19 protein-coding genes are annotated in these 24,717 nt (G+C 71.4%); 12 read left to right on the forward strand and 7 right to left on the reverse strand.

The window, feature by feature from the left end:
* Nucleotides 1-241: 241 nt before the first annotated feature.
* Entirely contained in the window at nt 242-1,780 is a 1,539-nt protein-coding gene (locus ACNPQM_RS10930; protein ID WP_418083858.1) for a class I adenylate-forming enzyme family protein, read from the reverse strand.
* Between the two features lie 156 nt (nt 1,781-1,936).
* On the opposite strand from ACNPQM_RS10930, the gene ACNPQM_RS10935 reads away from it, so the two are divergent.
* The 4 genes from ACNPQM_RS10935 to ACNPQM_RS10950 all read left to right on the forward strand — a co-directional run bounded on the left by ACNPQM_RS10935 (nt 1,937) and on the right by ACNPQM_RS10950 (nt 6,228).
* Nucleotides 1,937-3,142 (forward strand): amidohydrolase family protein, encoded by a 1,206-nt coding sequence (locus ACNPQM_RS10935; RefSeq protein WP_418083859.1) that lies wholly within the window; start codon nt 1,937-1,939, stop codon nt 3,140-3,142.
* Nucleotides 3,142-4,296 carry an acyl-CoA dehydrogenase gene (locus ACNPQM_RS10940; RefSeq protein WP_418083860.1) on the forward strand — a complete coding sequence of 385 codons (1,155 nt, stop codon included), beginning with the start codon at nt 3,142-3,144 and terminating at the stop codon, nt 4,294-4,296. Before ACNPQM_RS10935 ends, ACNPQM_RS10940 begins: the two co-directional genes overlap by 1 nt.
* A gap of 7 nt (nt 4,297-4,303) precedes the next feature.
* Nucleotides 4,304-5,278, forward strand: a complete 975-nt coding sequence (locus ACNPQM_RS10945) for an acyl-CoA dehydrogenase family protein (protein WP_418083861.1) — start codon at nt 4,304-4,306, stop codon at nt 5,276-5,278.
* Between the two features lie 434 nt (nt 5,279-5,712).
* On the forward strand, nt 5,713-6,228 hold the full coding sequence (locus ACNPQM_RS10950) for an ATP-binding protein (protein WP_358856789.1): 516 nt from the start codon (nt 5,713-5,715) through the stop codon (nt 6,226-6,228).
* A gap of 38 nt (nt 6,229-6,266) precedes the next feature.
* Here the strand turns inward: ACNPQM_RS10950 and ACNPQM_RS10955 are convergent, their stop codons facing one another.
* Nucleotides 6,267-7,193 (reverse strand): cyclase family protein, encoded by a 927-nt coding sequence (locus tag ACNPQM_RS10955; RefSeq protein WP_358856790.1) that lies wholly within the window; start codon nt 7,191-7,193, stop codon nt 6,267-6,269.
* 101 nt (nt 7,194-7,294) lie between these two features.
* Between ACNPQM_RS10955 and ACNPQM_RS10960 the strand changes: the two genes are divergently transcribed.
* The 3 genes from ACNPQM_RS10960 to ACNPQM_RS10970 all read left to right on the forward strand — a co-directional run bounded on the left by ACNPQM_RS10960 (nt 7,295) and on the right by ACNPQM_RS10970 (nt 10,487).
* Complete coding sequence (locus tag ACNPQM_RS10960; protein ID WP_358856791.1) at nt 7,295-8,209, forward strand: SDR family oxidoreductase; 915 nt, start codon at nt 7,295-7,297, stop codon at nt 8,207-8,209.
* An 80-nt stretch (nt 8,210-8,289) separates the two neighbouring features.
* Nucleotides 8,290-9,441 (forward strand): acyl-CoA dehydrogenase family protein, encoded by a 1,152-nt coding sequence (locus ACNPQM_RS10965; protein WP_418083862.1) that lies wholly within the window; start codon nt 8,290-8,292, stop codon nt 9,439-9,441.
* Nucleotides 9,438-10,487: a Zn-dependent alcohol dehydrogenase gene (locus ACNPQM_RS10970; RefSeq protein WP_418083863.1), complete on the forward strand. Its 1,050-nt coding sequence runs from the start codon at nt 9,438-9,440 to the stop codon at nt 10,485-10,487. Before ACNPQM_RS10965 ends, ACNPQM_RS10970 begins: the two co-directional genes overlap by 4 nt.
* Nucleotides 10,488-10,690: 203 nt before the next feature.
* Here the strand turns inward: ACNPQM_RS10970 and ACNPQM_RS10975 are convergent, their stop codons facing one another.
* A complete protein-coding gene (locus tag ACNPQM_RS10975) occupies nt 10,691-12,583 on the reverse strand; it encodes an amidohydrolase (RefSeq protein ID WP_418083864.1) in 1,893 nt (630 codons plus the stop codon).
* Between the two features lie 113 nt (nt 12,584-12,696).
* Between ACNPQM_RS10975 and ACNPQM_RS10980 the strand changes: the two genes are divergently transcribed.
* The gene (locus ACNPQM_RS10980; protein ID WP_418083865.1) at nt 12,697-13,713 is read left to right on the forward strand and encodes a LacI family DNA-binding transcriptional regulator; all 1,017 of its coding nucleotides are present in this window, start codon (nt 12,697-12,699) and stop codon (nt 13,711-13,713) included.
* A 124-nt stretch (nt 13,714-13,837) separates the two neighbouring features.
* Here ACNPQM_RS10980 and ACNPQM_RS10985 read toward each other — a convergent pair whose 3' ends face one another.
* The gene (locus ACNPQM_RS10985) at nt 13,838-14,821 is read right to left on the reverse strand and encodes a GlxA family transcriptional regulator (protein WP_358856796.1); all 984 of its coding nucleotides are present in this window, start codon (nt 14,819-14,821) and stop codon (nt 13,838-13,840) included.
* Nucleotides 14,822-14,917: 96 nt separating this feature from the next.
* Between ACNPQM_RS10985 and ACNPQM_RS10990 the strand changes: the two genes are divergently transcribed.
* Together ACNPQM_RS10990 and ACNPQM_RS10995 are read left to right on the forward strand one after the other, a co-directional pair.
* Nucleotides 14,918-16,204, forward strand: coding sequence for an MFS transporter (locus tag ACNPQM_RS10990; protein ID WP_418083866.1), 1,287 nt, complete (start codon nt 14,918-14,920; stop codon nt 16,202-16,204).
* Nucleotides 16,205-16,312: 108 nt separating this feature from the next.
* Complete coding sequence (locus ACNPQM_RS10995) at nt 16,313-17,647, forward strand: MFS transporter (RefSeq protein ID WP_418083867.1); 1,335 nt, start codon at nt 16,313-16,315, stop codon at nt 17,645-17,647.
* A gap of 109 nt (nt 17,648-17,756) precedes the next feature.
* On the opposite strand, the gene ACNPQM_RS11000 is transcribed toward ACNPQM_RS10995, so the two are convergent.
* Entirely contained in the window at nt 17,757-18,371 is a 615-nt protein-coding gene (locus tag ACNPQM_RS11000) for a flavin reductase family protein (RefSeq protein ID WP_358856798.1), read from the reverse strand.
* A 258-nt stretch (nt 18,372-18,629) separates the two neighbouring features.
* Here ACNPQM_RS11000 and ACNPQM_RS11005 point away from each other — a divergent pair, with 258 nt between their 5' ends.
* Nucleotides 18,630-19,031 carry a hypothetical protein gene (locus tag ACNPQM_RS11005; protein WP_418083868.1) on the forward strand — a complete coding sequence of 134 codons (402 nt, stop codon included), beginning with the start codon at nt 18,630-18,632 and terminating at the stop codon, nt 19,029-19,031.
* Between the two features lie 141 nt (nt 19,032-19,172).
* Here ACNPQM_RS11005 and ACNPQM_RS11010 read toward each other — a convergent pair whose 3' ends face one another.
* Both ACNPQM_RS11010 and ACNPQM_RS11015 read right to left on the reverse strand, forming a co-directional pair.
* A complete protein-coding gene (locus ACNPQM_RS11010; protein ID WP_418083869.1) occupies nt 19,173-20,021 on the reverse strand; it encodes an enoyl-CoA hydratase/isomerase family protein in 849 nt (282 codons plus the stop codon).
* Nucleotides 20,022-20,064: 43 nt separating this feature from the next.
* The gene (locus ACNPQM_RS11015) at nt 20,065-22,293 is read right to left on the reverse strand and encodes an acetate--CoA ligase family protein (protein WP_418083870.1); all 2,229 of its coding nucleotides are present in this window, start codon (nt 22,291-22,293) and stop codon (nt 20,065-20,067) included.
* A gap of 317 nt (nt 22,294-22,610) precedes the next feature.
* Between ACNPQM_RS11015 and ACNPQM_RS11020 the strand changes: the two genes are divergently transcribed.
* On the forward strand, nt 22,611-24,578 hold the full coding sequence (locus ACNPQM_RS11020) for an Ig-like domain repeat protein (protein WP_418083871.1): 1,968 nt from the start codon (nt 22,611-22,613) through the stop codon (nt 24,576-24,578).
* The last annotated feature ends 139 nt before the right edge of the window (nt 24,579-24,717 follow it).

Genomic DNA, 24,717 nt, shown 5'->3' on the forward strand with positions numbered 1-24,717 from the left:
TTGAGGCATGGCGGAGCCATGGTGATTGACGACAACGCGGCAGATGTGCGCACCCAGCCCCGCGACGCCGCCTCCCATTTGCCGGTCGGTCTAAGACCGTCCGGGCCTGTGCGGTCTCGTCGCCGAGCCCGCACAGGCCCCGCCCTCACAGGGGCGCGACCGCGTCGGCGAGGCGGCCGAAAACACGGTCCATGCCTCGGACCCCGGCACGCGGTGAGAGACGGCGGCGACCCGTTTTCCGTCAGGAGAACTGCTCCCGCAGCCTGTACTTGAGCACCTTCCGCAACGTCTCGTTGCGCGGCAGCGCGTCCACCACCTCCAGCTGCTCCGGCAGCTTGTGCACCGCGAGCCCCTCCGTGCGCAGATACCCGCACAGCTCCGCCAGCGTCAGTACCCCCGCGCCGGCCGGCTGCTCGACGACCGCGCAGACACGTTCCCCGCGCTCCTCGTCCGGCAGTCCGATCACGGCCGCGTCGGCGACCCCGGGGTGGCGGTGGAGCAGGTCCTCGATCTCCTTGGCGGAGATGTTCTCGCCCTTGCGGATGATGATGTCCTTGAGCCGCCCGGTGAGGACCAGATGGCCGCTCTCCAGGAGATGGCCGACATCGCCGGTGACCAGGAAGCCGTCCGCGTCGAAGGCGTCCCGGGCCGCGTTCAGATAGCCCTGGCAGACGGCTTCCCCGCGGAGCCGTACCTCGCCGTCCGTCCCGTACGGCAGCGGCTTGCCGTCCTCGTCGGTGATCCGTATCTCCATGCCCTCGGGCGGCCGCCCCTCCGTCTCGGCGAGGTGCTCCGCCGTGTCGTCGGGGGCGCCCATCGTGATCATCGGAACCTCGGTCATGCCATAGCCGTGGGTGAGCTGGATGCCCATCTCCCGTACGACCGCGTGGTAGATCTCCGGCGGTTTCGGCGCGCCGCCGCCCGCCAGCAGCCGCAGCGTGGGGACCACCTTGCGCGTCGGGTCCTTGCGCTGTTCGGTCAGGAACATGGAGTAGAAGGCGGTCGAGCCGCCCGCGACCGTCACCCTGTGGCGCCGGTAGCCGTCCAGCGCCCCGGGCATCGCGAAGTGCTCGAACAGGACCGCCGGGAATCCGTACAGCAGCAGCATCACGGTGTAGTCGGGCCCGGCGATATGGGCGAACGGGAACGCCATTGAGCCGATGTCGTCGGCCGACAGGTGCAGTGCGTGGGCCAGGCACGAGCCGCCCGCGATCAGGCTGCGGTCGGTGTGCAGGACGCCCTTCGGGTCGGAGGTGGTCCCCGACGTCCAGTAGATCCAGCGCACCGCCGTACCGTCCGTGGGAGGGGGCGGGAGCACGGCGGGGTCGCCGTCCGGCAGCTCCTCGTACGCCTCGAGGAGCTGCGGCGGCTGTTCGAGGTCCGCGGCGATCCGGTGCGCCATCGCGGTGTGGTCGAAGCCGCGCCAGGTGCCGGGCACGGCGAAGAAGCCGGCTTTCGACTCGCGCAGCGCGAACCCCACCTCGCGGTCCCGGTAGAACGGGATGACGGGCGACTGTACGGCCCCGAGCCGGGTGAGGGCGAAGGAGAGCAGCGCCGTCTCCAGGCGGGTCGGCAGCTGCCAGGCGACGACGCTGCCGGGGCGCACCCCCAGCCCGTACAGGCCGGCCGCGACCCGCTCGCAGCGGTCGCGCAGCTCGCCGAAGGTGAGGGTGCGGTCGTCCTGGATGAGGACGGGGCGGTCCGGGGTCAGCGCGGCGCGGCGCTCGATGAGTTCCCAGAAGGTGGCCGATGCGCCCAGGGCGTGTGCGGTCTCGTTCACTGCGTTCCCCGCTCCCTCTTAGCTGACGGGTAGTCAGATCGTGCGGAGAGCGTAGAGCGCTGCGCCTTGTCGGTCCAGGGGTGCGGGGCTAGCCTGAGAGCCGAGTCAAATCTGACGGGGCATCAGATACATGCCTTGTGCGCCGAAGGGGACACCATGACGGAACTGCCTCGGATCGTCAGCGTCGACGACCATGTGATCGAGCCGCCGCACCTCTTCTCGACCTGGCTGCCCGCCAAGTACCGCGACCGCGGCCCGCAGCCGCTCACCGCCGGTATCGGCGAGCTGGCGTACACCGGCGGCAAGTACGTCATCACCATGGATCCGGACGGGCCGCCGACCGACTGGTGGATCTACGAGGACCTGAAGTTCCCGTACAAGCGGAACATCGCCGCCGTCGGCTTCGACCGCGACGAGATGTCGCTGGAGGGCATCACCCGGGCCGAGATGCGGCGCGGCTGCTGGGACCCCGTCGAACGTCTCAAGGACATGGATCTCAACCATGTCGAGGCGTCGCTCTGCTTCCCCACCTTCCCGCGCTTCTGCGGCCAGACCTTCGCCGAGGCCAAGGACAAGGAGGTCGCGCTCGCCTGTGTGCGTGCCTACAACGACTGGATGGTGGAGGAGTGGTGCGGCGACAGCGACGGCCGGCTGATTCCGCTCTGCATCATCCCGCTCTGGGACATCGGCCTGGCGGTCGCCGAGATCAGGCGGAACGCCGCCCGCGGGGTGCGGGCCGTGACGTTCTCCGAGATCCCCACCCATCTCGGCCTGCCGTCGATCCACAGCGGCCACTGGGATCCCTTCTTCGCCGTCTGCCAGGAGACCGGCACGGTCGTCAACATGCACATCGGGTCCAGTTCGCAGATGCCCGCCGCGTCGCCGGACGCCCCGCCCGCCGTCCAGGCCTCGCTCTCCTTCAACAACGCGATGGCCTCGATGATGGACTTCCTGTTCAGCGGAGTGCTGGTGAAGTTCCCGCAGCTGAAGCTGGCCTACAGCGAGGGCCAGATGGGCTGGATCCCGTACGCCCTGGAGCGCGCCGACGACGTGTGGGAGGAGCACCGGGCCTGGGGCGGGGTGCGCGATCTGATCCCGGAGCCACCGTCGGCGTACTACTACCGGCAGATGTTCTGCTGCTTCTTCCGCGACAAGCACGGGGTCGCGTCGCTCGACGTGGTCGGGCGGGACAACGCCACCTTCGAGACCGACTATCCGCACGTCGACTCGACCTTCCCGCACACGAAGGAGGTCGCGCTCGACCACGTCAAGGGACTGGACGACGAGACCGTCTACAAACTGATGCGCGGAAACGCGATCAGGATGCTGGACCTGGATCTCGACCGGGACCGGGGCCGGTAGTGGATCTCGCGGACACGGACGAGGAGCAGGAGTTCCGGGCGCGGCTGCGGGAGTGGCTCGCCACGGTGCTGCCCGGGCTGCCGGCGAAGCCCGGCCCCGACGACTGGCCTGGCCGGCGGGCCTACGACACCGCCTGGCAGCGCATGCTGTACGACGCCGGGTACGCGGGGCTGCACTGGCCCGTCGACGCGGGCGGGCGAGGCGCCACCCCCACCCAGCACCTGATCTTCCTGGAGGAGACGGAGCGGGCCGGGGCGCCCTACGTCGGCGCGAACTTTGTCGGGCTCCTGCACGCGGGTCCCACGATCGCGGCCGAGGGCACGGCCGGGCAGCGCGCCCGCTGGTTGCCGCCGGTGCTGCGCGGCGACGAGATCTGGTGCCAGGGGTTCAGCGAGCCGGAGGCGGGCTCCGACCTGGCCTCGCTGCGGACCCGGGCGGTCCGGGACGGCGACCACTATGTCGTCACCGGCCAGAAGATCTGGACCTCGCACGCGGAGGTCGCCGACTGGTGCGAGCTGCTCGTGCGGACGGATCCGGCGGCGCCGAAGCACCGCGGGATCAGCTGGCTCGCGATGCGGATGGACGCCCCGGGCGTCACCGTCCGCCCGCTGCGCACACTCGCCGGATCCACCGAGTTCGCCGAGATGTTCCTCGACGAGGTGCGGGTGCCGGTCTCCCACCGGGTCGGCGCCGAGAACGACGGCTGGCGGGTCACCATGGTCACCCTCTCCTTCGAACGCGGTACGGCGTTCGTCGGCGAGGTCGTCGCCTGCCGCCGCACCCTGAACGCCCTGGCCGCCGAGGCGCGGCGCAGCGGCCGCTGGGACGACCCGGTGCTGCGCAGGACGCTCGGCAGACTGAACGCCGAATTCCGGGCGCTGTGGCGGCTCACCCAGTGGAACGTCGGCGAGGCCCAGCGCAGCGGCGGCGTCCCCGGCACCGGCGGCTCGGTCTTCAAGCTGCGCTACTCGCAGGCCCGCCAGGAGCTGTACGACGCGGCCGCGGAGGTACTCGGCGCGGACGGGGCCGATCTGGACCGGGACTGGGTCCTGGACCGGCTGACCTCGCTCTCGTACACGATCGCCGCGGGCACCTCGCAGATCCAGCGGAACATCGTCGCCGAGCGGATCCTCGGCCTGCCGAAGGGGCGCTGAGCGGACTGTGGACTTCCAGCTTTCGGACGACCAGCGGGTCCTGCGGGCAGGGATGCGGGAACTGCTCGCCGGCCGCTTCGGCAGGGACCGGATGCGGGCCGCCCTCGACACGGGCGTGGCCGTCGACCGGGGGGTGTGGGGGGAGCTGGGCGCGGCCGGGTTCTTCGCGCTGCGGCTGCCCGAGGCGGACGGCGGCGTGGGGCTCGGGCTGCCCGAGTCCGTGCTCCTGTTCGAGGAGGCGGGGCGGGTGCTGCTGCCGGGACCGCTGGCGGCCACGCATCTCGCCGCGGGGGCGGTGAAGGGGGCGGCGGACGGCGGGGCGGTGGTCGCGGTGCTGGACGAGGGGCGGCCGGTGGCCCATCTGGAAGCGGCGGACGCGCTGATCGCCCTGGGGGGCGGGGCGGCGCGGGTCCTGGAGGGGGACGACGTGCGGGAGCTCGTACGGACGGCGCGGCCCGTACGGTCACTCGACCCGCTCACGCCCCTGCATCGTGTGACGGCGGGCATCGGGGACGGGACCCCGATGCCCGGTGCGGCGCCGTTCCGGCTCGAAGGTGCCCTGCTGACCGCTGCCGAGCAGCTCGGCAGCGCCGCCCGGACCACCGAGATGGCCGTCCGGCACGCCCGTGACCGCGAGCAGTTCGGATCGCCGATCGGCGCCTTCCAGGCGGTCAAGCACCTGTGCGCCCAGATGCTGGTGCGTGCCGAGGTGGCCCGTACGGCGGTGTACGCGGCAGCGGTGACCGCTGACCCGGCCGAGATCGCGGGCGCCAAGCTGCTCGCCGACGAGGCGGCCGTCCGCAACGCACGGGACTGCCTCCAGGTGCACGGCGGCATGGGCTTCACCTGGGAGGCGGACGTTCATCTGCATCTCAAGCGGGCGTGGCTGCGGGCCGGTCAGTGGCTGACGGCGGCAGAGGCCGAGGAGGCCCTGGCGGAAGACCTGTGTGGAGTGCACGCATGTGACGGGGGCGACTCCTGAGGTTCACGCTGCGGAGTCACCCGGTGCAGTCGGTGAGTGCCGATACCGGCTTGTGTCCGTTGCGTGATTCGTCACGGGCCGCAGTTGCCCTCTGCTCGGGTACGCTCCGTGGGATGCGAGTGGTTCTGGAACCGAGCGATCCGGGTGTTGCCCGTGCGGCGACTCCGGTCCGGACGAGGTGCCCTGCTCGCGGTCCACGCAGAAGCGCCGGGCCTGCCCGGGGAGCGTTCCGCGCGGCTTCGGTGCGCTGCTGTTCGACTCCCCGTGACGGGCGTCGCACAGTATGCACCACGCGTACTCCTTCGCGCTGGAATATGCCTGAAGCGCTTGTTGCGGTGACTGTACGTCAACCATGCTGTCTCGCAAGGGAATCACGTTCCGTGACCCTGAGGAGGCGCGAGGCGATGTGTCCGCCGGTTCGGATGGTGTGAGCGGTGCAGGTGCTTCAGGTTCAGCTGGAGGTCGGTCCGGATCCCGCGGAGGTCGGGCGGGCCCGTAGATGGGCGCGGTCCAGACTGGTCGGCTCCGGGATAAGGGACGACGAGCCGCTGGCCGAGACGCTCATCCTGCTGATCTCGGAGCTGGTCACCAATGCGATCGTCCACACCGGCTGTCCGGCCGTACTGCGCATGCTGTTCGGCGCGACGGGAGCCGCCGGGGCGGCCGGGACCGTACGGGTCGAGGTGGCCGACACCAGTTGCCGCCCGCCGCAGCAGCGGTACGCGCAGGGTGAGGACACCGGCGGCCGCGGCCTGGAGCTGGTCGACGGCCTCGCCGACCGCTGGGGCTGGCAGCCGGAGGGCGCCGGAAAGCGGATCTGGTGCGAGGTGGACCGGGGCGCGCCGGTGGTGCAGATGCGGGTGGGTGCGCAGAGTCCGGGCGTGCCGGGCATCGGCGCCCAGAGCACTGGCCCGCACGAACCGTCGCGCGCCGTCACACATCACGCGTAGCAGCCGGAATGCGCTGGAACGTTCCTGGCCGCGGCCGGTCAGAGAACGGCGACCGGGGCGACCGGCGTGCCGGTGGCGCCGACGAACGGTTCCGGCATCGCGGAGAGCAGGAAGCCGTAGCGCTTCTCCTCCGCACAGGCTGTGGACAGCGTCTCCAGGTTCCAGTTCTGGCCCTGCAGCATGCCCATCTCGACCAGATCGAGCGCGTGCACGCCCAGCCACAGGTCCTCGATCTCTGCCGGGAAGATCTCGAAGGTCAGCGTGTCGTTGGCGACCGCGGCGACATCGCGGGCACGGAACCACTCGGGCGTCCGGATCGACAGGCCGGGTGACGGATAGGCGTACGCGTGCTTGTCGCCGGCCAGATACACCTGGATCTGCCCGGTGCGTACGAGCACGATGTCCCCGGCCCGGACCCGGATGCCGGCGAACTCCTCCGCCGCGTCGAGGTCTTCCGGGGTGACGGCGTGGTCGCCGGGCAGCCGGTCGACGCCGTGGGCGCGTGCCACGTCCAGCAGGACGCCGCGCGAGACGAGATGCGGGGGCTTGTCGATTCCGCTGAACTCGGCGCCGCCGTGCGCGGTGACGGTGGCGGCGGGACGGCCGTTGTAGATCCTTCCCGAGTGCGAGGCGTGCGTGAGCGCGTCCCAGTGGGTGGCCGCCTGCAGGCCGAGCGTCACGATGTCGTCGCTGGTCGCGACCGTGCCGGGGCCGAAGAGTTCCTGGTTGATCTGGACCATGGCGTGCAGTGGGTTGACCCGCCCCGGAATCAGTCCGCTCTGCACACCGTCCTGCTGGAGCGGGAGCGCGAGAGGGATCCGCTGCCCCGTCCGGACGGTGGCCGCCGCGTCCCGCACCACCGCGTCGGTGATCAGGTTGAGCGTCCCGATCTCGTCGTCCGCGCCCCAGCGCCCCCAGTTGTTCACGCGCTCGGCGATCTCGTGGAACTCGGCGGGCAGGGACATGAGGTCCTCCTCGAATCGGTGGGGCGCCGGGTCTTGTGCTGACGGAGCCGACTGCCCATAAAATCTAACGGTCCGTCAGAAACCGCGGGAAGGGGCCGGGCATGGGGAACTTCTTGGCAGGCAAGGTGGTGGCCGTGACCGGTGCCGGCCGTGGCATCGGACGGGCCGTCGCCATCGCCGCGGCGGCGGAGGGAGCCAGGGTCGTCGTCAACGACTACGGCGTCTCCGTCGAGGGCGGCGAACCGACCAGTGCGATAGCCGAGTCCGTCGTCAAGGAGATCGAGGCCGCGGGCGGCGAGGCGGTCGCGGTCGCCGACGACATCTCCACGATGGAGGGGGGCCGGCGCGTCGTGGACACGGCGCTGGCCCGGTTCGGGCGGATCGACGGGGTCGTGTGCGTGGCCGGGATCCTTCGCGAACGGATGCTGTTCAACATGACCGAGGAGGAGTGGGACCCGGTTGTCGCCACCCATCTCAAGGGCACCTTCACCGTCTTCCGCGCGGCCTCGGCGGTGATGCGGAAGCAGGAGGGGGGCGGCACGCTGATCGGCTTCACCAGCGGCAACCACCAGGGCAGCGTCGCCCAGGCGAACTACAGCGCCGCGAAGGGCGGCATCATCTCGCTGGTCCGCAGTGCGGCGCTCGGCCTGCACAAGTACGGCGTCACGGCGAACGCGGTCGCCCCGGTGGCCCGGACCCGGATGTCCGCGAACGTCCCGATGGAGCTGAAGGAGATCGGCGAGCCGGAGGACGTTGCCGCACTCGTCGTCTACCTGCTCAGCGAGCGGGCCCGCGAGGAGAAGATCACCGGCCAGGTGTACACGATCGCGGGGCCCAAGATCGCTGTCTGGGCGCAGCCGAGGGAGCTGCGGGCGGGATACGCGGAGGGGGCGTGGACCCCGGAAAGAATCGCCGACTTCCTGCCGGGGACGGTGGGGTCGGACCCGATGCCGATGCTGGCGCAGCTGGAGGCGATGGCGGCCGCCGCGGCGGCGAAGGCGAGGCCCAACGCGTGACCTCCCTCCGGGGCTCCGCCCCGGACCCCGCTCCTCAATCGCCGGAGCGGCTGGATTTCCGCCCTACCCGAGGAGTCGACGTGGACTTTGCGTTCGAGGAAACGGACGACGCCTTCCGCCAGGAGGTCCGGTCCTGGCTGCAGGCGCACCTCACAGAGCCCTGCGCCGCCGAGGGCGGCCGCGCCTGGGAGCGCGAGCTGGGCCGCGGCGGCTGGATCGGCCTCGGCTGGAACAGCGGGGCAGCCGGCTACGGAAACCGGCGCGCCACCCTCACCCAGCAGGTTGTCTGGGCCGAGGAGTACGCCCGCGTCAACGCCCCCGCCCGCGTCGGCCACATCGGCGAGAACCTCCTCGCCCCCACCCTCCTCGCGTACGGCACCGACGCACAGCAGCAGCGTTTCCTCCCCGCCATCGCCCGCGGTGAAGAGCTCTGGTGCCAGGGGTACAGCGAACCCGGAGCCGGCTCCGACCTCGCCGGCATACGCACGACCGCCGAATCCGACGGCACCGGCCGCCGCACCGTCACCGGCCAGAAGATCTGGACCTCGCTCGCACGGGACGCCGACTGGTGCTTCGTCCTCGCCCGCACCACCCCCGGCTCACAGCGCCACCACGGACTTTCGTTCCTGCTCGTACCGATGGACCAGCCGGGCCGTATCGAGGTGCGGCCGATCCGCCAGATGTCCGGCACGAGCGAGTTCAACGAGGTCTTCTTCGACGGCGCGTTCGCCGAGGAGCTCGTCGGCGGCGAGGGCAACGGCTGGGCCGTCGCCATGGGCCTCCTCGCCCTGGAGCGCGGTGTCTCCACCCTCGTCCAGCAGATCGGCTTCGCCGCCGAACTGGACCGCGTCATCCGTGCCGCCGTCGACAGCGGCGCGGTCACCGACCCCGTGCTGCGCGAGCGGCTCGTCCGGCAGTGGGCGGAGCTGAAGACCATGCGCTGGAACGCCCTGCGCACCCTGGGCGGTTCGGGCGACCCGGGTGCCCCCAGTGTCGCCAAGCTGCTCTGGGGCGGCTGGCACCGACGTCTCGGCGAACTCGCCGTGGAGATCAGGGGCGCCGCCGGAGCCGTGGGTCCGGACGACTGGTCGCCCGCCGAGCCGTACGAACTCGACGAAGCACAGCGCCTGTTCCTGTTCACCCGGTCCGACACCATCTACGGCGGCTCGGACGAGATCCAGCGGAACATCATCGCCGAGCGGGTGCTCGGCCTACCGAGGGAGCCGAGATGAGAGGCGTCGTCTTCGACGGCAAGCGGACCGAGGTAGTCGACGACCTGGAGATACGCGACCCGGGCCCGGGCGAGGTGCTGGTCGCGGTGGCCGCCGCGGGCCTGTGCCACAGCGATCTGTCGGTCGTCGACGGAACCATCCCGTTCCCGCTGCCGGTGGTCCTCGGGCACGAGGGCGCGGGCGTGGTGGAGGCGGTCGGCGCGGGCGTCGTCCATGTCGTGCCCGGCGACCACGTCGCGCTCTCCACCCTGGCCAGCTGTGGCGCGTGCGCCCAGTGCGACCGGGGCCGGCCGACGATGTGCCGCAAGGCGATCGGGATGCCTGGGCAGCCGTTCTCCCGGGGCGGCACACCTCTGTACCAGTTCGCGTCCAACTCCGCGTTCGCCGAACGGACCCTGGTCAAGGCCGTGCAGGCGGTGAAGATCCCGGCGGACATCCCGCTGGCCTCCGCGGCCCTGATGGGCTGCGGCGTGGTGACGGGCGTCGGAGCCGTACTCAACCGGGCGAAGGTCGACCGCGGCGACACGGTCGTCGTGATCGGCACCGGTGGCATCGGGCTCAATGTGATCCAGGGCGCCCGGATCGCGGGCGCGCTGACGATCGTCGCGGTGGACGCCAACCCGGCGAAGGAGACGGTGGCGCGGCAGTTCGGTGCGACGCACTTCCTGACGTCGGCGAAGGCCGTGCGGGAGATCCTGCCGAGCGGCGCCGACCACGTCTTCGAGTGCGTGGGCCGTACGGAACTGATCCGTCAGGCGATCGACCTGCTGGACCGGCGCGGCCAGGCGATCCTGCTGGGCGTCCCGGCGGCGACGGCGGAGGCGTCGTTCCTGGTCTCGTCGTTGTACCTGGACAAGTCGATCCTCGGCTGCCGGTACGGCTCCTCCCGCCCGCAGCGCGACATCGCGCTGTACGCGGAGCTGTACCGGACCGGTCGCCTCATGCTCGACGAACTGGTCACGGAGACGTACCCGGTGGAGGACTTCGCGAAGGCGGCGGACGACGCGCACCACGGAAGGGTGGCGCGCGGGGTGCTGGTCTTCTAGGGCGTGTTCCGAAAGCAGCGTCGTCCGCCCGTGGGACGGAGCTGCGGCGCGCCACCGGCCCGGCGGTGGGAAACCGCCGGGCCGTGCCGTGGGGTCAGCGAAGGTGAGCGGCTGGTGCAGCCGCCCCTGCCGGACGGCCTTCCGTGCGGGGCGTAACCCGAAAGGGCGGCGTTCGCCGAGCAGGGGCGCGGAGCCGAGGAACGCTACGGCCGGTCGCGGCCGCAGCCGCAGGCCCTGTGTCGTCCGCCGTGCACCGCCGCGTATGCCGACGGGCGGGGCCCGGTGGCGGCCCGGTCGACTCGCGCGGCCGCGGCCCGGCCCGCCGTGGTGTGCGCGTCGTGGACGACCCGGCCGCCCACCAGGGTCAGTTCGACACGGGTGTCACTGATGTCCGCCACCGGGCATCGCGTCACATCACGGTCGAGAACGACCAGATCCGCGGCCAGACCGCGCCGGACCGTTCCCGTCAGATGGTCCATGCGCAGCTGCCATGCCGTCCCGTGCGTGTGCATGCGCAGAGCCGACGTACGGCTCAGCCCCTCCAGCTCCCGGTAGAGCGGGCCGTCGCCCTCCGCGCCTGTGCGGTCGATCGCCGTACGGACCTGGTTCCACACCTGGAGCGGGTCCACCGGCCAGTCCGAGCCGCCCGAGAGCCGGGCCCCGTGCCGCTCCAGGGAGCGGGCGGGGTACATCCACCGATGCCGCTCGGGCCCGATGTACGGCAGGAGGGCGTCCATCGTCCACGTGTCCTGTAGCGCCCACTGGAGCTGCATGCAGGCCACCACGCCCAGCGCGGCGAACCGCCCCAGGTCCGCCGGGTCCACCAGCTGGAGGTGTGCGATGGTGTTCCGGGCGTCGCGCAGCCGGGTCGTGCGCCGGGCGTACGCATATCCGTCGAGTGCCGTGCGCACCGCGCGGTCGCCGAGCCCATGGGCGTGCAGCTGCCAGCCGGCCCGGTTGAAGGCCGCGGTCAGCCGCCCGTAATCCTGCCCGGAGACGTACAGCTCACCCCGGTTGTCCGTCGGGTGTCCGGAGCCGTCCAGATAGGGCTCCAGGAGCGCCGCGGTCTGCGCCGGGTACTCGATCACCCCGTCGAGGAACACCTTGATCATCCCGAACCGCAGCCCAGGTACGTTACGGAAAGAGCGCTGCAGCCCGCGCGCGTACGCAAGCGCTGCCTTCGGGTCCTTCGCCAGGTCCGTGTCGATCCTGATCGCGGGGACGATCCGCTGCGGCAACATCCCCGCGTTCGCGAGAGCCTGATACGTCGCCAACTCGCTCTGCCCGACCATGGCGTCCATCATCGTGGTCACCCCGGAGGCCGCCACCTGGGCGAGGACCCGGGAGCAGGCGGCGACCAGTTCGGCCTCGCTCGGCTCCGGGATGTGGCGGGTCACCAGGCCCTGGGCGTCGTCCTTGAGCACCCCGCTGGGCTTCCCGTCCGGCCCCTTCACGATCTTCCCGCCCACCGGATCGGGGGTCGTCGCGGTGATGCCCGCGATCTGCAGGGCGCGGGCGTTGACCCAGGCGTTGTGGCCGTCGCTCGCGAGGAGGGCGATCGGGCGACGGGTGGGGAGGGTGTCGAGCAGGGAGTGGTGGGGCAGGGTGCCCTGCGGCAGCAGCCCGACCGGGTTCCAGTCCGAGACCACCAGCCAGCCGTCGGGCTCCTGGCCGGGCGTGTCCTTGAGGAAACCCGTGAGGATCGCCACGAGTTGCTCGGCGGTCGTCTCGGCGCCCTCCAGGGAGGGGCGCAGTGAACGCTCGCCCGCGCCGAGCGGGTGCACATGGCCGTCGTGGATGCCGCTCATCACGGTAGCCCCGCGCGCATCGACGATCTCGGTGTCCCGTCCGGCGAGGCGGCGCAGTTCGCGATTTTGGCCGGTGGCGAGAATCCGGCCGTCGCGCCCGACGGCCACAGCCTCGACGGGGCGGGCGCCGGGCAGCCCGGTGAACACCTGTGCGTTGTGGATGACCATGGCCGCGGAACTGCGGTGCGCGGCGCCCCGCTGCGCGGCGGCCGCGGGGCCGGCCGCCACACCCACCAGTCCGGCCGCACCTGCGGCGAGCACGCTCCGCCGGGCGAAAGAAGAGGTCATGACTACTCCAAGGGTTGCGCTGCGTTACCGTGGCCGGACCCTCATTGATTAACGCCGTAACCAGAACCCACCCCGTACGACGGAATCCGCACCGCAATCCATACGATGGCGCCATGTCAGGGCCCACCCTCGCCGACGTGGCACGCGCCGCGGAGGTCTCCACCGCCACCGTCTCGCACGCTCTCAACGGAACCGGTCGGCTCGCCGACTCCACGCGCCGCCGGGTCCGCGAGGTGGCCACCGCGCTCGGCTACGGCGCCCGGCGAATCCCGCGTACCGGAGGGACCCTGGGCGTGGCCGTCACGACCTACGCCGGAACGGCCTGGAACTTCCTCGAAATCCCTTACTTCGCCCGGCTCCTGACCACTGCCACCGCCACCGCGCACGCCCACGGCTACGCCCTGACCATCCTCCCCGCCGCCCGCGGTGTCGCGACGCCGTGGCACACCCTCACCGTGGACGGCATGCTGCTCCTCGACAGCCCCGCGGGCGACCCGGTGCTGCGTGCCCTGCGCGCCCGAGGCATCCCGCTCGTCTTCGACGGCCGGCCCGTCGATCCGAGGCCCGGGGACGTCTGGGTCGACAACGACCACACCGCCACCACCCGCGAGGTCCTCGGCCACCTGGTGGCCTCGGGCGCCCGGCGGATCGCCCTGCACGCCGGGTACGGCGACGAGCACTACACCCGGGCCGTGACCCGCACGTACGAGCAGTGGTGCCGCGAGCACGGCCACCAGACGCTGTTCCTCACCTGCGACCCGTACGACACCCCGGGCCACGCCTTCGACGCGGTCTTCGCCGCCCGCGCCTGCGACGCGGTCTACACGGTCTACGACCCCGGCGGCCGCCAGGTTCTGGCTGCGGCGGCCCGCCACGGCCTGCGGATCCCCGACGACCTCCTCCTCGTCTGCGCCAGCGAGGACCCCGCCTACGCCGAGAACGATCCGCCGGTGAGCACCGTGACCCTGCGCCCCTCGACGATCGCCGAGACCGCGGTGACGGCCCTGGTCTCCCGCCTTTCTCCCACCGCCCCGCCACTATCCCCTGGCGCCCTGACCGTTCCGGCGGTCCTGCAGCCCCGCGGCTCCTCACGCCGCCGCACCCGGCCCCGCCGACAAGGGCCACCGTGATCCGACGGACGGCCTGCACATGGCCGGACCCGGGCCGGAGTGCCGCGTCTCGCACCGCGGGCCCGGCCCTGCGATCGTGCGAGACGGGTGCGGCGGTCGACACCGCCGTGCCGGACGGGGCCGCCTATGCCCTCCCCGCCCGGAACGTGCGCCGGTACACCGTCGGGGACACCCCCAGCGCCGCCTGCAGATGCTGCCGCAGCGACGTGGGCGTCCCGAAGCCCGCGTCCCGCGCCACCTGGTCGATCGACAGGTCCGTCGACTCCAGCAACTGCCGGGCCCGCTCGACCCGCTGCCGGGTCAGCCACTGCACGGGGCTGACCCCGACCTCCTCCCGGAACCGGCGGGTGAACGTCCGTACGCTCATCGATTCCTGCTGCGCCATGTCGCGCAACAGGATCGGGCGCTCCAGCCGGCCGAGCGCCCAGGCCCGTGCCGAGGTAGTGGTCGCGAACTGCGCCTCGGGGACGGGGCGCTGGATGTACTGGGCCTGCCCGCCGTCCCGGTGCGGGGGTACGACCGTGCGGCGGGCGACGTCATTGGCGACGGCGGTCCCGTGGTCGCGGCGCACGATGTGCAGGCAGAGGTCGATTCCGGCGGCTACCCCGGCGGAGGTCAGCACGTCCCCGTCGTCGATGAACAGGACGTCGGGGTCGACCTGGACCTGCGGGAACAGCTGCTGGAAGTGGTCGGCGGACGACCAGTGCGTGGTGGCGGGGCGCCCGGCGAGGAACCCGGCGGCGGCGAGGACGTAACTGCCGGTGCAGATCGAGACGAGCCGGGTGCCCGGCCTGATGTGCGCGAACGCCGCGGCGAGCTCGTCCGTCAGCCTGCCCTCGTCGAAGACGGGGCCGAGTTCGTACGAGGCGGGGATGACGACCGTGTCGGCGGTGGCCAGTGCTTCGGGGCCGAGCTCGACCGTGATCGTGAAGTCCGCGTCGGTGGAGACCGGTCCCGGTGGGCGGACGGAACAGGTAACGACTTCGTACAGTTTCCGGCCCTTGTCATGCGGCTCGGAACTGCGTGCCAGGCCGAAGATCCTTTGAGGGATGCCCAGTTCGAACGGGAGCACCCCGTCGAGGGCGAGGACGACGACTCTGTGTTTCACAGCAAGGCTCCCTTCACCCCTAGTGGTATAGACCATAAGCTGATACATGTCACCGACGTGAAGGAAAAGTCAGCAGAGCACGAGTGCATTCCCGGCATGACCCGCGCGAACGCACCCTCGCAGTCGTCCCCCTTGGATTCATCGCCCGCCCTGCCGCCCCTGGACATGCGCCGGCACGGCGAACGACCGGGAAGCGAGCTTTGGAACCGTAACTTCCGGCTCTTCTTCATTGCCCGGACCGCCGCACTCTTCGGCGACGGCATGATCCCGGTGGCGCTCACCGCAGGTCTGCTGGGAGCCGGTCGCCCGCACGCGTCCGTCGGCTTCGCGCTGGCCGCCTGGATGGGCCCGCTGGCGCTCTTCGTGCTCTTCGGCGGCGTGCTGGCGGATCGTTTCACCCCGCGTCGAATGATGATCATCGCCGATGCGCTGCGGCTGGTCGGGGCATCGGTGCTCGCCGTCTCCTTCGCGACCGGCAACCCGCCGCTGTGGGCGGTGTACGCACTCAGTGCGGTGGCCGGCGTCGGTGCCGCACTCTTCCAGCCGGGAGTCGCGTCGACCGTGCCCCGGGTGTCGCTGGACGTGCAGCGCGGCAACGCGGTGCTCCGGGTCTCCGAGGCACTGATGACGATGGCGGGCCCGGCCTTCGCGGGACTTCTGGTCGGACTGGCGAGCGCCGGAGCGGTGTACGCGGCGAACGCGGCGACGTTCGCGGTCTCCGGCGTCTGCCTCTTCCTGATGCGGCTCGCCCCGATGGCGTCCGACGCGGTGCAGCGCGGCACGTTCGTCGCCGAACTGGTCGACGGATGGCGGGAGTTCAAGGCCCGCACTTGGCTGTGGGGGGTGATCGCGATCTGGACGGTGTACGGATTCACCGTGATCGGCCCGATGCTCCCGCTGACCGCGGTCGAGGTCACCGAGGCGCACGGCTCGGGGACGTACGGCGTGATGATGGCGGTCAACGGCGCGGGCAGCGTGGTCGGTGGACTGCTGGCCCTGCGGCTGAGACCGCGCCGCCCGCTCGCGGCGGGCGCGATCGCGCTGACCGGTGTGTGCGTGAACCTGGTGGTGCTGGGGCTCCGGCTGCCGGTGTCCGCACTGGGGGTCGGGCAGTTCGTGGCGGGCGGGGTGTTCGCGTTCTGGCTGGTGATGTGGTCGACGACGGTCCAGACACACGTCCCGCCGGAGGCCCTGAACCGGCTGCACGCCTACGACGTGGCGGGCTCCCTGCTGATGCTGGCCGCGGGCCGGGCACTGGCGGGACCGGTCGCGGACGCGGTGGGCGCCCCCGAGGTGCTGCTGGCCGGAGCGGTGATCAACGCACTGGTGGTGGGCGTGCTGCTGGTGGCCCGCCCGATCCGCCGCCTGGAGCGGATCAGGTGAGCCGGCGGCCGCGCCCCGGCCGATGCCTTCCTCCATGGCCCGATTCCTGCGAACCATGTCCTTCCGGCCACTCGTGAGAGCACTCCCCGGGGCCGGATGCTGGGCGACGTGACCCAGACAACCGAGAGCGCGGCCGCCCGGGACGAGGACCGCCCGGCCGGCCGCACACCGTCTCGCGGGCCCTCCCGCCTGCGCATCCATCGCGCCTGGATCGTCGCCGTCGTCACGTTCGTGACGATCATCGGCGGCGCCGCGTTCAACTCCCTGCCCGGCCTTCTCATCGACCCGCTGCACACGGAGTTCGGCTGGTCGCGCGGGGAGATCGGGCTCGCTGTCTCGATCGACATGGCGCTGTACGGACTGACCGCGCCGTTCGCCGCCGCGCTGATGGACCGGTTCGGCATCCGCCGGGTCGTCGTCGTGGCCCTGTCCGCGGTCGCGGCGGGGGCATTGGCCAGTGTCTGGATGACGGCCTCCTGGCAGCTGATGATCTATTGGGGGCTGCTCGTCGGCCTCGGCACCGGCTCGATGGCGCTGGCCTTCTCGGCCACGGTCACCAACCGCTGGTTCGTCGCCAGACGTGGCCTGGTCACCGGCATCCTCACCGCGGCCGGCGCCTCCGGCCAGCTGGTCTTCCTGCCGCTGTGCGCATGGATCGTCGACGAGCACGGCTGGCGCCCGGCCTCGGTCACCGTCGCGCTGGCCGCGCTCGTCGTCGTCCCGTTCGTCTGGCTCCTGATGCGTGACCACCCGGCCGATGTGGGCCTGGCCCCCTACGGCGGTGCGTACGCCGAGAAGCCGGCGCCGGGCCGGGGTGCGGCGGCCCGTACCGTACGCGTCCTGGTCGACGCCGCCCGCACCGGACCGTTCTGGCTGCTCGCGGGCACGTTCGCGATCTGCGGCGCCTCGACCAACGGCCTGATCCGTACGCACTTCGTGCCGTCGGCCCACGACCACGGCATGCCCATCACCGCGGCCGCCTCGCTGCTCGCCGTCATCGGGGTCTTCGACATCATCGGCACGGTCTTCTCCGGCTGGCTCACCGACCGCTTCGACGCCCGCCGGCTCCTCGCCGTCTACTACGCGTTGCGCGGCGTCTCGCTGCTCTTCCTGCCGATGCTGATGGCACCGGCCGTGCACCCGCCGATGGTCTTCTTCATCGTCTTCTACGGCCTGGACTGGGTGGCCACCGTCCCGCCGACGCTGGCCCTGTGCCGTGAGCATTACGGCGAGGACAGCGCGATCGTCTTCGGCTGGGTCCTCGCCTCCCACCAGGTGGGCGCGGCGCTGGTGGCGTTCCTCGGCGGTGTGGCACGCGACGTGTTCGGCTCGTACGACATGGTCTGGTACACGTCGGGGGCGCTGTGCGCGACGGCGGCGCTGATGGCGCTGGTGATCCGGCGGGGCCGGGAGCCGTCCGGCGCCGCCGACGGAATCGGCTGACGGTGCCGGACGCGATCGGGTGCCGAAGCTGAACGGCCACTTGCGCGCCGAGCGGAGGCCCCCTGGTGCACGTTCGCCCATGGATCCGGGCCGGGGCCCCGGTGCACGCTCATCCGGTGAGCGGCCCGAACCGTCCGAAGGTCCCCCGGTGGAACAGCAGCGGATCACTCCCGTCCGCCGCCCACAGCGCCTCCACCCGGCCGACGACGATCAGATGGTCGCCCCCCGTGTGGACGGCCTGGATGCGGCAGTCGATCCAGGCCGGTACGGAGTCCAGCAGCGGTGACCCTGTCGCGGGAGCCGCCTCGTACGACACTCCCGCGAACTTGTCGGCACCGCTGACCGCGAAGCTCCGGCACAGCGCGCCCTGGTCCGCGCCCAGGATGTTGACGCAGAAGGCCCCGGCGCGGGCGATGCGGGGCCAGGTCGTCGACGTGCGGGCGACCATGAACGTGACCAGCGGCGGGTCCAGGGAGAGCGAGGCGAACGACTGGCAGGCGAAGCCCGCCGGCCCCTCCGCGTCGCCCGGGGCATGGGCGGTGACGATGGTGACCCCGCTCGCGAAGTGACCCAGTACGTGGCGGAATTCGGCCGGGTCGACGGGCGGCCGTTCGTCGTCGGCGACGGCCCGCAGATCCGGGCGCGGCAGCGGATCGACCGGTGTCGGCGCTGCGGTGGTGGCGGCGCCGACGGACCTGAGGTACCGGACGGCGGTGGCGGCCATGCCTGCGTGTCCCATCACGCTCCCCATTGAAACTGACGCTGCGTCAGATGGGAAGGCCGGGGACGTGGTTCTACGAGCCCCACGCGCACGGCTGTTCACCATCGCACGGCTGGACGAACGGGGGCTCCCGTCGGAGTCGGCCGCACAGATCGTTGCCGAACCGGCGGCCAACGCGATGGTCCGGGCGCGGCCCGCAAGGACCTGGCGCTGGCCACGCCGGCGGCGATCACACACGCGGGCGATCCGGACATCGGTGCCATGCTCAAAACACTGTCGACCGCTCTGCGGGACGTACCGGAAACCATCGCCGACCCCATCGTCGAACTCACCGCACAGGGCCTGGGCAACCGTCCGGCCGCACAACAGTGCAGGAATCTGGTGGCCGTGGACCTTTCCTTCTACAAGTCTCCCCTTTCGGAAGAGATCCGGGACGAGGGTCGCGCAGAAGGCCGCGCAGAAGGCCGCGCAGAAGGCCGCGCAGAAGGCCGTGCAGAGGGCATCGCGCGGGGCATCTTGCTCCTCCTCGCCCAGGCCGGCCTCGAGGTACCTGACGAGGCCCGCGAACGCATCGCGGACTGTACCGACCTTGACACCCTGAGCCGCTGGCTCCTGCGCGCTCCCGGCGCTGCTTCCGTCGAGGACGTCTTCGCCGGGGAGTAGGCGGACTGCGGCCGGGACCCCCGGTGGCCCACGCCGGCCGGTGAGTTCCGGCCGCACCGCACGGGAGAAGCCTGGGTGCCACGGACCCCGGGCAGTGGCGCCTCGCAGCGGGGGAGGACGACGCGATCGCCTCCGGAGCCCTCACAACCCCCTGTACTTCGGTGCGCGCCGCTCCACGAAGCTCGTCACGCCCTCGTTGGCGTCCTGCGTCGTCATATTGATCTCCTGGGCCATCGCCTCCGCCGCGAAGGCTGTCGCCCGGTCGGAGTCCAGCGATGCGTTCACCAGCTGCTTGGTGAGGGCGATCGCCCGGGTGGGGCCGTCTGCCAGCCGCTGGGCCCATGCGCGGGCTGTCGACGTCAGCTCCTCGTCCGGGACCACCCGGTTGACCAGACCCAGACGTTCCGCCTCCCTCGCCGGGAGCGAGTCGCCGAAGAACATCAGCTCCTTGGCGCGCTGCGGGCCGATCAGGCGTGGCAGCAGATACGCGCCGCCGCCGTCGGGGACAAGGCCGCGGCGCATGAAGACCTCGATGAACTTCGCCGACTCGGCGGCGAGCACGAGATCGCAGGCGAACGCGAGGTGGGCGCCGATGCCGGCCGCCGCGCCGTTGACGGCCGCGACGACCGGTTTCTCGCAGTCCAGGACCGCGGCGATCAGGCGCTGCGCGCCGAGCCGGATGGTGCGGGCCACATCGCCGGGGATCCGGTCACCCGTCGACGGCGCGCCGCGCAGGTCGGCGCCCGCGCAGAAGCCGCGGCCGGTGGCGGTGAGGACGACGGCCCGGACCGTCGGGTCGGCGGAGGCCTCGCCGAGGAGCGCGATGACGCGTTCCCGCTGATCCCAGGTGACGGCGTTCATCGCCTTGGGGCGGTTCAGCGTGATCCACGAGACGCCGTTGTCAGTGGCGTGGAGTATCAATGAACTGAGCGGGTCGGCCGATGCGGCGGACCCGGTGTGCTCGGCGGTGTCTTCGGGGGAGGACGGCATGAGGCAGCTCCTTGGCAGAGGGGGTGACGGGTGGGGTGACCTGTCAGCGGCAGACGGCCAGCGCGTCCAGCGCCACCGCGCCCTGCCCGCGCCCCAGCACCGTCAGCGGGTTGATGTCCAGCTCGGCGAGGTCGTCGCCCAGTTCCAGCGCCATCCGCTGCACCCGCAGCACGACCTCGATGAGCGCGTCGACGTCCACCGGCGGTCCGCCGCGTACGCCTTCCAGGAGGGCCCGGCCGCGCAGTTCGCCGAGCATCGCCCGCACCTGGTCCTCGCCGAACGGCGGCACCCGCACCGCAGCGTCGTGCAGCACCTCCACGAGCACACCGCCGAGCCCGACTGTGACTGTCGGTCCGAACAGGGCGTCGTGCGTGACGCCGACCATCATTTCGACGCCCCGCTCGATCATCTGGCAGACCAGGACGCCGTCCAGCTCGATGCCCTCGTAGCGGGCGATGTCGGTCAGTTCGCGGTACGCGTCGCGGACCTGGCTCGCGGAGGTGAGCCCGACCTTGACCAGGCCGAGCTCCGTCTTGTGGGCGATATGCGCGCCCGACGCCTTCATCACGACCGGGTAGCCGACCAGACCCGCGGCGCGGACGGACGCGGCCGCGCTGGTGACCAGCTGCTCGCGCGGGACACGGATGCCGTACGCCCGCAGCAGCTGCTTCGCCGCGTGCTCGCTCAGCTGGTGGCCCGGGCGTATCAGGGCCTGCGCCTTGCGGAACGAGGGCGACGGGGTGCGCGGCGCCTCGTCGAAGGGCGAGCGGTAGGAGGCGGCGAACCGGTGGTGGTCCAGGTAGGCCTTCACGGCGGTGATGCAGTTGCCGAAGGTACGGAAGGTGGCGACGCGCGACGAGCCGAGCAGCGTCGTGCGGTACGCGTCCTCCGTGCCGACCGGCGAGCCCCACACCACGCACACCAGCTTGTCCGTGGTCTCCGCCGCGTCCACGAGGTCCTGCGCGAGCCGGTCGCTCATCGGGGGGAACGGGCCGGTGATCGGACAGATGAGCACCCCGACGTCCGGGTCGGCGAGGATCGCGTCGATGATCTTCCGGCCGCGCCAGTCGCCGACCGGGTGCCCGCCGTTGTCGACGGGGTTCGCCACGTTCAGATAGCCGGGAATCCACTCGTGCAGCTCGCGCTGCTTCTCCTCGGACAGGGTGGGGAGCCTCAGCCCCGCCCCGGTCGCCAGGTCCGAGAAGTGCGCGCCCGTGCCGCCCGAGATCGAATACACGACGACCCCGTCGGCCTGCGGTGTCCGCGCGCGGGCCAGCAGAGCCGCGGTGTCCTGGAGTTCGTCGAGCCCGTCCACCCGGATCACGCCGAACTGCCGCATCGCCGCGTCCACCACCTGGTCGGCGCCGGTCAGCTTGCCGGTGTGTGACGCGGCCATCCTGGCCCCCGTCTCCGTACGCCCCACCTTGACCGCCACGACCGGCACCCCGGCCCGCGCCGCCCGGTCGGCGGCGAGTAGAAAGGAGCGGCCGTCCTTGAGCCCCTCGACGTAACAGGCGATGGCCCCGACCTCGGGACGCTGCGAGAAGTAGGAGATGAAGTCGGCGGTCTCCAGATCGGCCTCGTTGCCCGTGGGCGCCCAGTGCGAGAGCCTCACGCCCAGCTCCTGGAGGGTGTACACGGGTCGGCCCTGGTGGCCGGACTGGGTGATCAGGGCGATCGCCGGCCCGTCGAGGTCGTCCCGGAACCTCTCGAAGGCGTTGAGGTTGGTGTTCGGCCCGAGCAGCCGCAGCCCCGACCGTTCCACCGCGGCCGCCAGCCGTGCCTGGGCGGCGGCGCCCTCCTCGCCGGTCTCGGCGAACCCGGAGGCGAAGGCGACCGCGAACTTCACCTTGGCCTGCCCGAGTTCCTCGATCACCGGAAGCGGGTCGCCGACCAGCAGCACCGCCAGATCGACCTGCTCCGGCAGGTCCGCGACGGAACGGGAGCAGGGTCGGCCGAACACGGACTCCCGCGTGGGATGGACCGGATGCAGCCGCGCCCCGACCCGCTCGGCCCAGGCGACGAGCTGCTGGGTGATGCCGGTATTGGGCCGGCCCTCGGCGTCGGACGCCCCGATGACGGCCACGGACTCGGGCTGGAAGAACCGGTCCAGATCCGGCACGGGAGCGTGCAGCGGGCGGCCGCTGACATCGAGATCGCCTTCCGCGGCGGCGACCGCCATGCTGTGGACGGCGGCGTGCGGCTCTTCGCCGCAGGCCACCACCCGGGCGCGGAAGTGTGTGGTGAGGGTGCCGTGAGTCGATCCAAGCATCGTTCCGCCCACTCCTGCCAGAAGTCCGTCGGGGTGCCTGTACCCGGCCAGCCATAAGCTGACACTCTGTCAGGTTACTGAACTGACACTCCGTCAGGAATGGGTATGCAGGCAAAGGCTGGGCAGACCTGCCGGCCGCTGATCCCCGGCTCCGGCCCGAAAACTCTCCCCACTTGCCGCAGTCATGACATACGCTGCGCGTGTGGCCGCGCCCTTCACGTCGTCTTCACCCGACGATGTGCGGGTGTCGCGCGGCCCGACTCGTCACCCGGCCGACCGAACCGGGTTTTTCCCTGGGGGTACGTATCAACGTGCGCATGCGCACCGTGGCGACCGCGCTCGCGGTCCTCTTCAGTTCGTCGGCCATGGCCGTCGGCGCCGCGGGACCGGCGGCAGCCGACTCGGCCAAGGCCCTTCCGGTTTCCTCGTACGGCGACCTCGCCGTGGACGGTGTCCACAAGCGGGTCTACATCAGCGATCCGGCCGGAAACAAGATCGTCGTCACCGACTACACGGGCCAGGTCGTGGCGACCGTTCCGAATCTCTCCGGCGTCAGGGATCTGGCGATCTCGCCCGACTCCGGATTCGTCTACGCGGCCCTCCCGGGCGCCGACGCCGTCGTGGCCATCGAGACGGTCAACTCGACCGCGGCCGCCCGGTACAGCACCGGCGAGAACACCGGCCCGCAGACCCTGGCGGTGGCGGGCGGACAGGTCTGGTTCACGTACGGGCAGGAGTCCTCGCGCAACCTGGGCTCGTTCGACCCCGCGCAGAGCAGCCCCGAGATCGTTCTCGGCCGGCTCCCCGGCAACACGTGGACCGACGCCCCCGAGCTGGAGTCCGCCGGGAACACCCTGGTGCTCGGATTCCACGGCACCTGGTCGGGTCTCGCGGTGTACGACGTGTCCACCGGCGCCCCCGTCCTGTGCAAGGAGGGGACGCAGGCCGATGCCCGCAGCGAGATGGCGGACTTCGCGCTCAGCGCCGACGGCACGCAGATCGTCACCACCTCGGGCACTTCCTCCTACGAGGCGACGGCGATCAACGCCGCTGACCTGACCCGCACAGGCGGCTACCCGATCGACGCGTACGGCCCCGACTCCGCCGCGATCGCACCGGACGGCACGGTCGCCCTGGCCGCCAACAGCCCGTACGACAAGGACGTCTTCGTCTTCAAGCCCAGTGCGACGCAGCCGTTCCGCACCTACACCTACGGTGCGTCCACGCCCGGCGGCGACATCATCGCCGCTCAGGGGCTGAGCTGGGCGCCGGACGGAAGCCGGCTGTTCGCCATCGCCCAGGGTCAGGGCGGGACCTATCTCCGCGTCCTCGACGACGCCGCCCGCTACCCGGTCACGGCGGTGCTCTCCGCTCCCGCCCGGGCGGCCCGCGGCAAGCAGCTCGAGGCCACCGGCAAGCTGACCTCCGACAAGCCGTTCCCGGCGGACGCGAAGGTCACGGTGGTCCGTACCGACCTCGACAGCCCGAAGGGCATGTCGCTCGGTACGGCCACGGTCGCCGCGGACGGTGCGTTCTCGTTCACGGACACCCCGCCCGCGGGCGGCGACGTCACCTACGCCGTCCACTACGCCGGTGACGCCGCGCACACCGCGGCCTCCGCGTCCGCGAAGGTGGACGTCTCCCGGGCGACGCCGTCGCTGACGCTGAACCGGAACGGTTCCACTTATTCCTACGGCGCGGACGTCTCGTTCACCGCGCACCTCGGCACGACGTACAAGAACCGGACCGTGGAGATCTGGTCCGACCCGTTCGGTGCGGACAAGCCGAAGAAGCTGCTCAGGAAGGGCACGGTCGACTCCAGCGGAAACCTGTCGGTGACCGTTGACATGACCCGGGACACCACGGTCACCGCCGTGTTCGCGGGCGACGCCCGGTACGCGCCGAGGTCCGTGAAGTCGACCGCGTACGCCCGGGTGAAGATCTCCACGTCGGTCGCCAAGCAGTACAAGACGGCGAAGATCGGCTCGACCTCGTATGCGTACTTCCACAAGAAGACCGACCCGGTCGTCACCACGACCATGACGTACTACAAGAACCGCGCGCAGAAGCTGGACCTGCAGGTCTACTACCAGGGCAAGTGGTACGACGGAGGCTCGAAGTACTTCAAGCTCGGCACCGACGGCAAATCCGTCGTGACGCTCGGCGGGACGCATGAGACCGGCTACCGGATGCGTCTGCGCTCCTCGTACGTCAACGGCTCCTCCGGCGACACCGTGAACTCGACCACGCACGGCGCCTGGAAGTACTTCTACTTCACCAAGTAGGGCTGGGAGAAAGCGAGAAGGGGCGCCGCCCCCGCCGGGGGCCGCCACCCCCCGCCCCCCAACCCGGCGCGCCGCCCGCCCCCGCGCGCGGGGGGGGGGGTGGGGGGGGGGACTTTGTTTTTTTTTGGTGGAAAGAGGG

The organism is Streptomyces sp. NPDC056231 (genome assembly GCF_048270745.1).
In the GTDB taxonomy this organism is placed as follows: domain Bacteria; phylum Actinomycetota; class Actinomycetes; order Streptomycetales; family Streptomycetaceae; genus Streptomyces.

Excerpts from the sequence above, each read along its gene's own strand:
- ACNPQM_RS10960 (WP_358856791.1), top strand. The coding sequence starts at position 7,295 with ATGGGGAACTTCTTGGCAGGCAAGGTGGTGGCCGTGACCGGTGCCGGC.
- ACNPQM_RS11015 (WP_418083870.1), bottom strand. The coding sequence starts at position 22,293 with ATGCTTGGATCGACTCACGGCACCCTCACCACACACTTCCGCGCCCGG.
- ACNPQM_RS10975 (WP_418083864.1), bottom strand. The coding sequence starts at position 12,583 with ATGACCTCTTCTTTCGCCCGGCGGAGCGTGCTCGCCGCAGGTGCGGCC.
- ACNPQM_RS10990 (WP_418083866.1), top strand. The coding sequence starts at position 14,918 with ATGACCCGCGCGAACGCACCCTCGCAGTCGTCCCCCTTGGATTCATCG.
- ACNPQM_RS11005 (WP_418083868.1), top strand. The coding sequence starts at position 18,630 with ATGCTCAAAACACTGTCGACCGCTCTGCGGGACGTACCGGAAACCATC.
- ACNPQM_RS10980 (WP_418083865.1), top strand. The coding sequence starts at position 12,697 with ATGTCAGGGCCCACCCTCGCCGACGTGGCACGCGCCGCGGAGGTCTCC.
- ACNPQM_RS10970 (WP_418083863.1), top strand. The coding sequence starts at position 9,438 with ATGAGAGGCGTCGTCTTCGACGGCAAGCGGACCGAGGTAGTCGACGAC.
- ACNPQM_RS10955 (WP_358856790.1), bottom strand. The coding sequence starts at position 7,193 with ATGTCCCTGCCCGCCGAGTTCCACGAGATCGCCGAGCGCGTGAACAAC.
- ACNPQM_RS11000 (WP_358856798.1), bottom strand. The coding sequence starts at position 18,371 with ATGGCCGCCACCGCCGTCCGGTACCTCAGGTCCGTCGGCGCCGCCACC.
- ACNPQM_RS11020 (WP_418083871.1), top strand. The coding sequence starts at position 22,611 with ATGCGCACCGTGGCGACCGCGCTCGCGGTCCTCTTCAGTTCGTCGGCC.
- ACNPQM_RS10935 (WP_418083859.1), top strand. The coding sequence starts at position 1,937 with ATGACGGAACTGCCTCGGATCGTCAGCGTCGACGACCATGTGATCGAG.
- ACNPQM_RS11010 (WP_418083869.1), bottom strand. The coding sequence starts at position 20,021 with ATGCCGTCCTCCCCCGAAGACACCGCCGAGCACACCGGGTCCGCCGCA.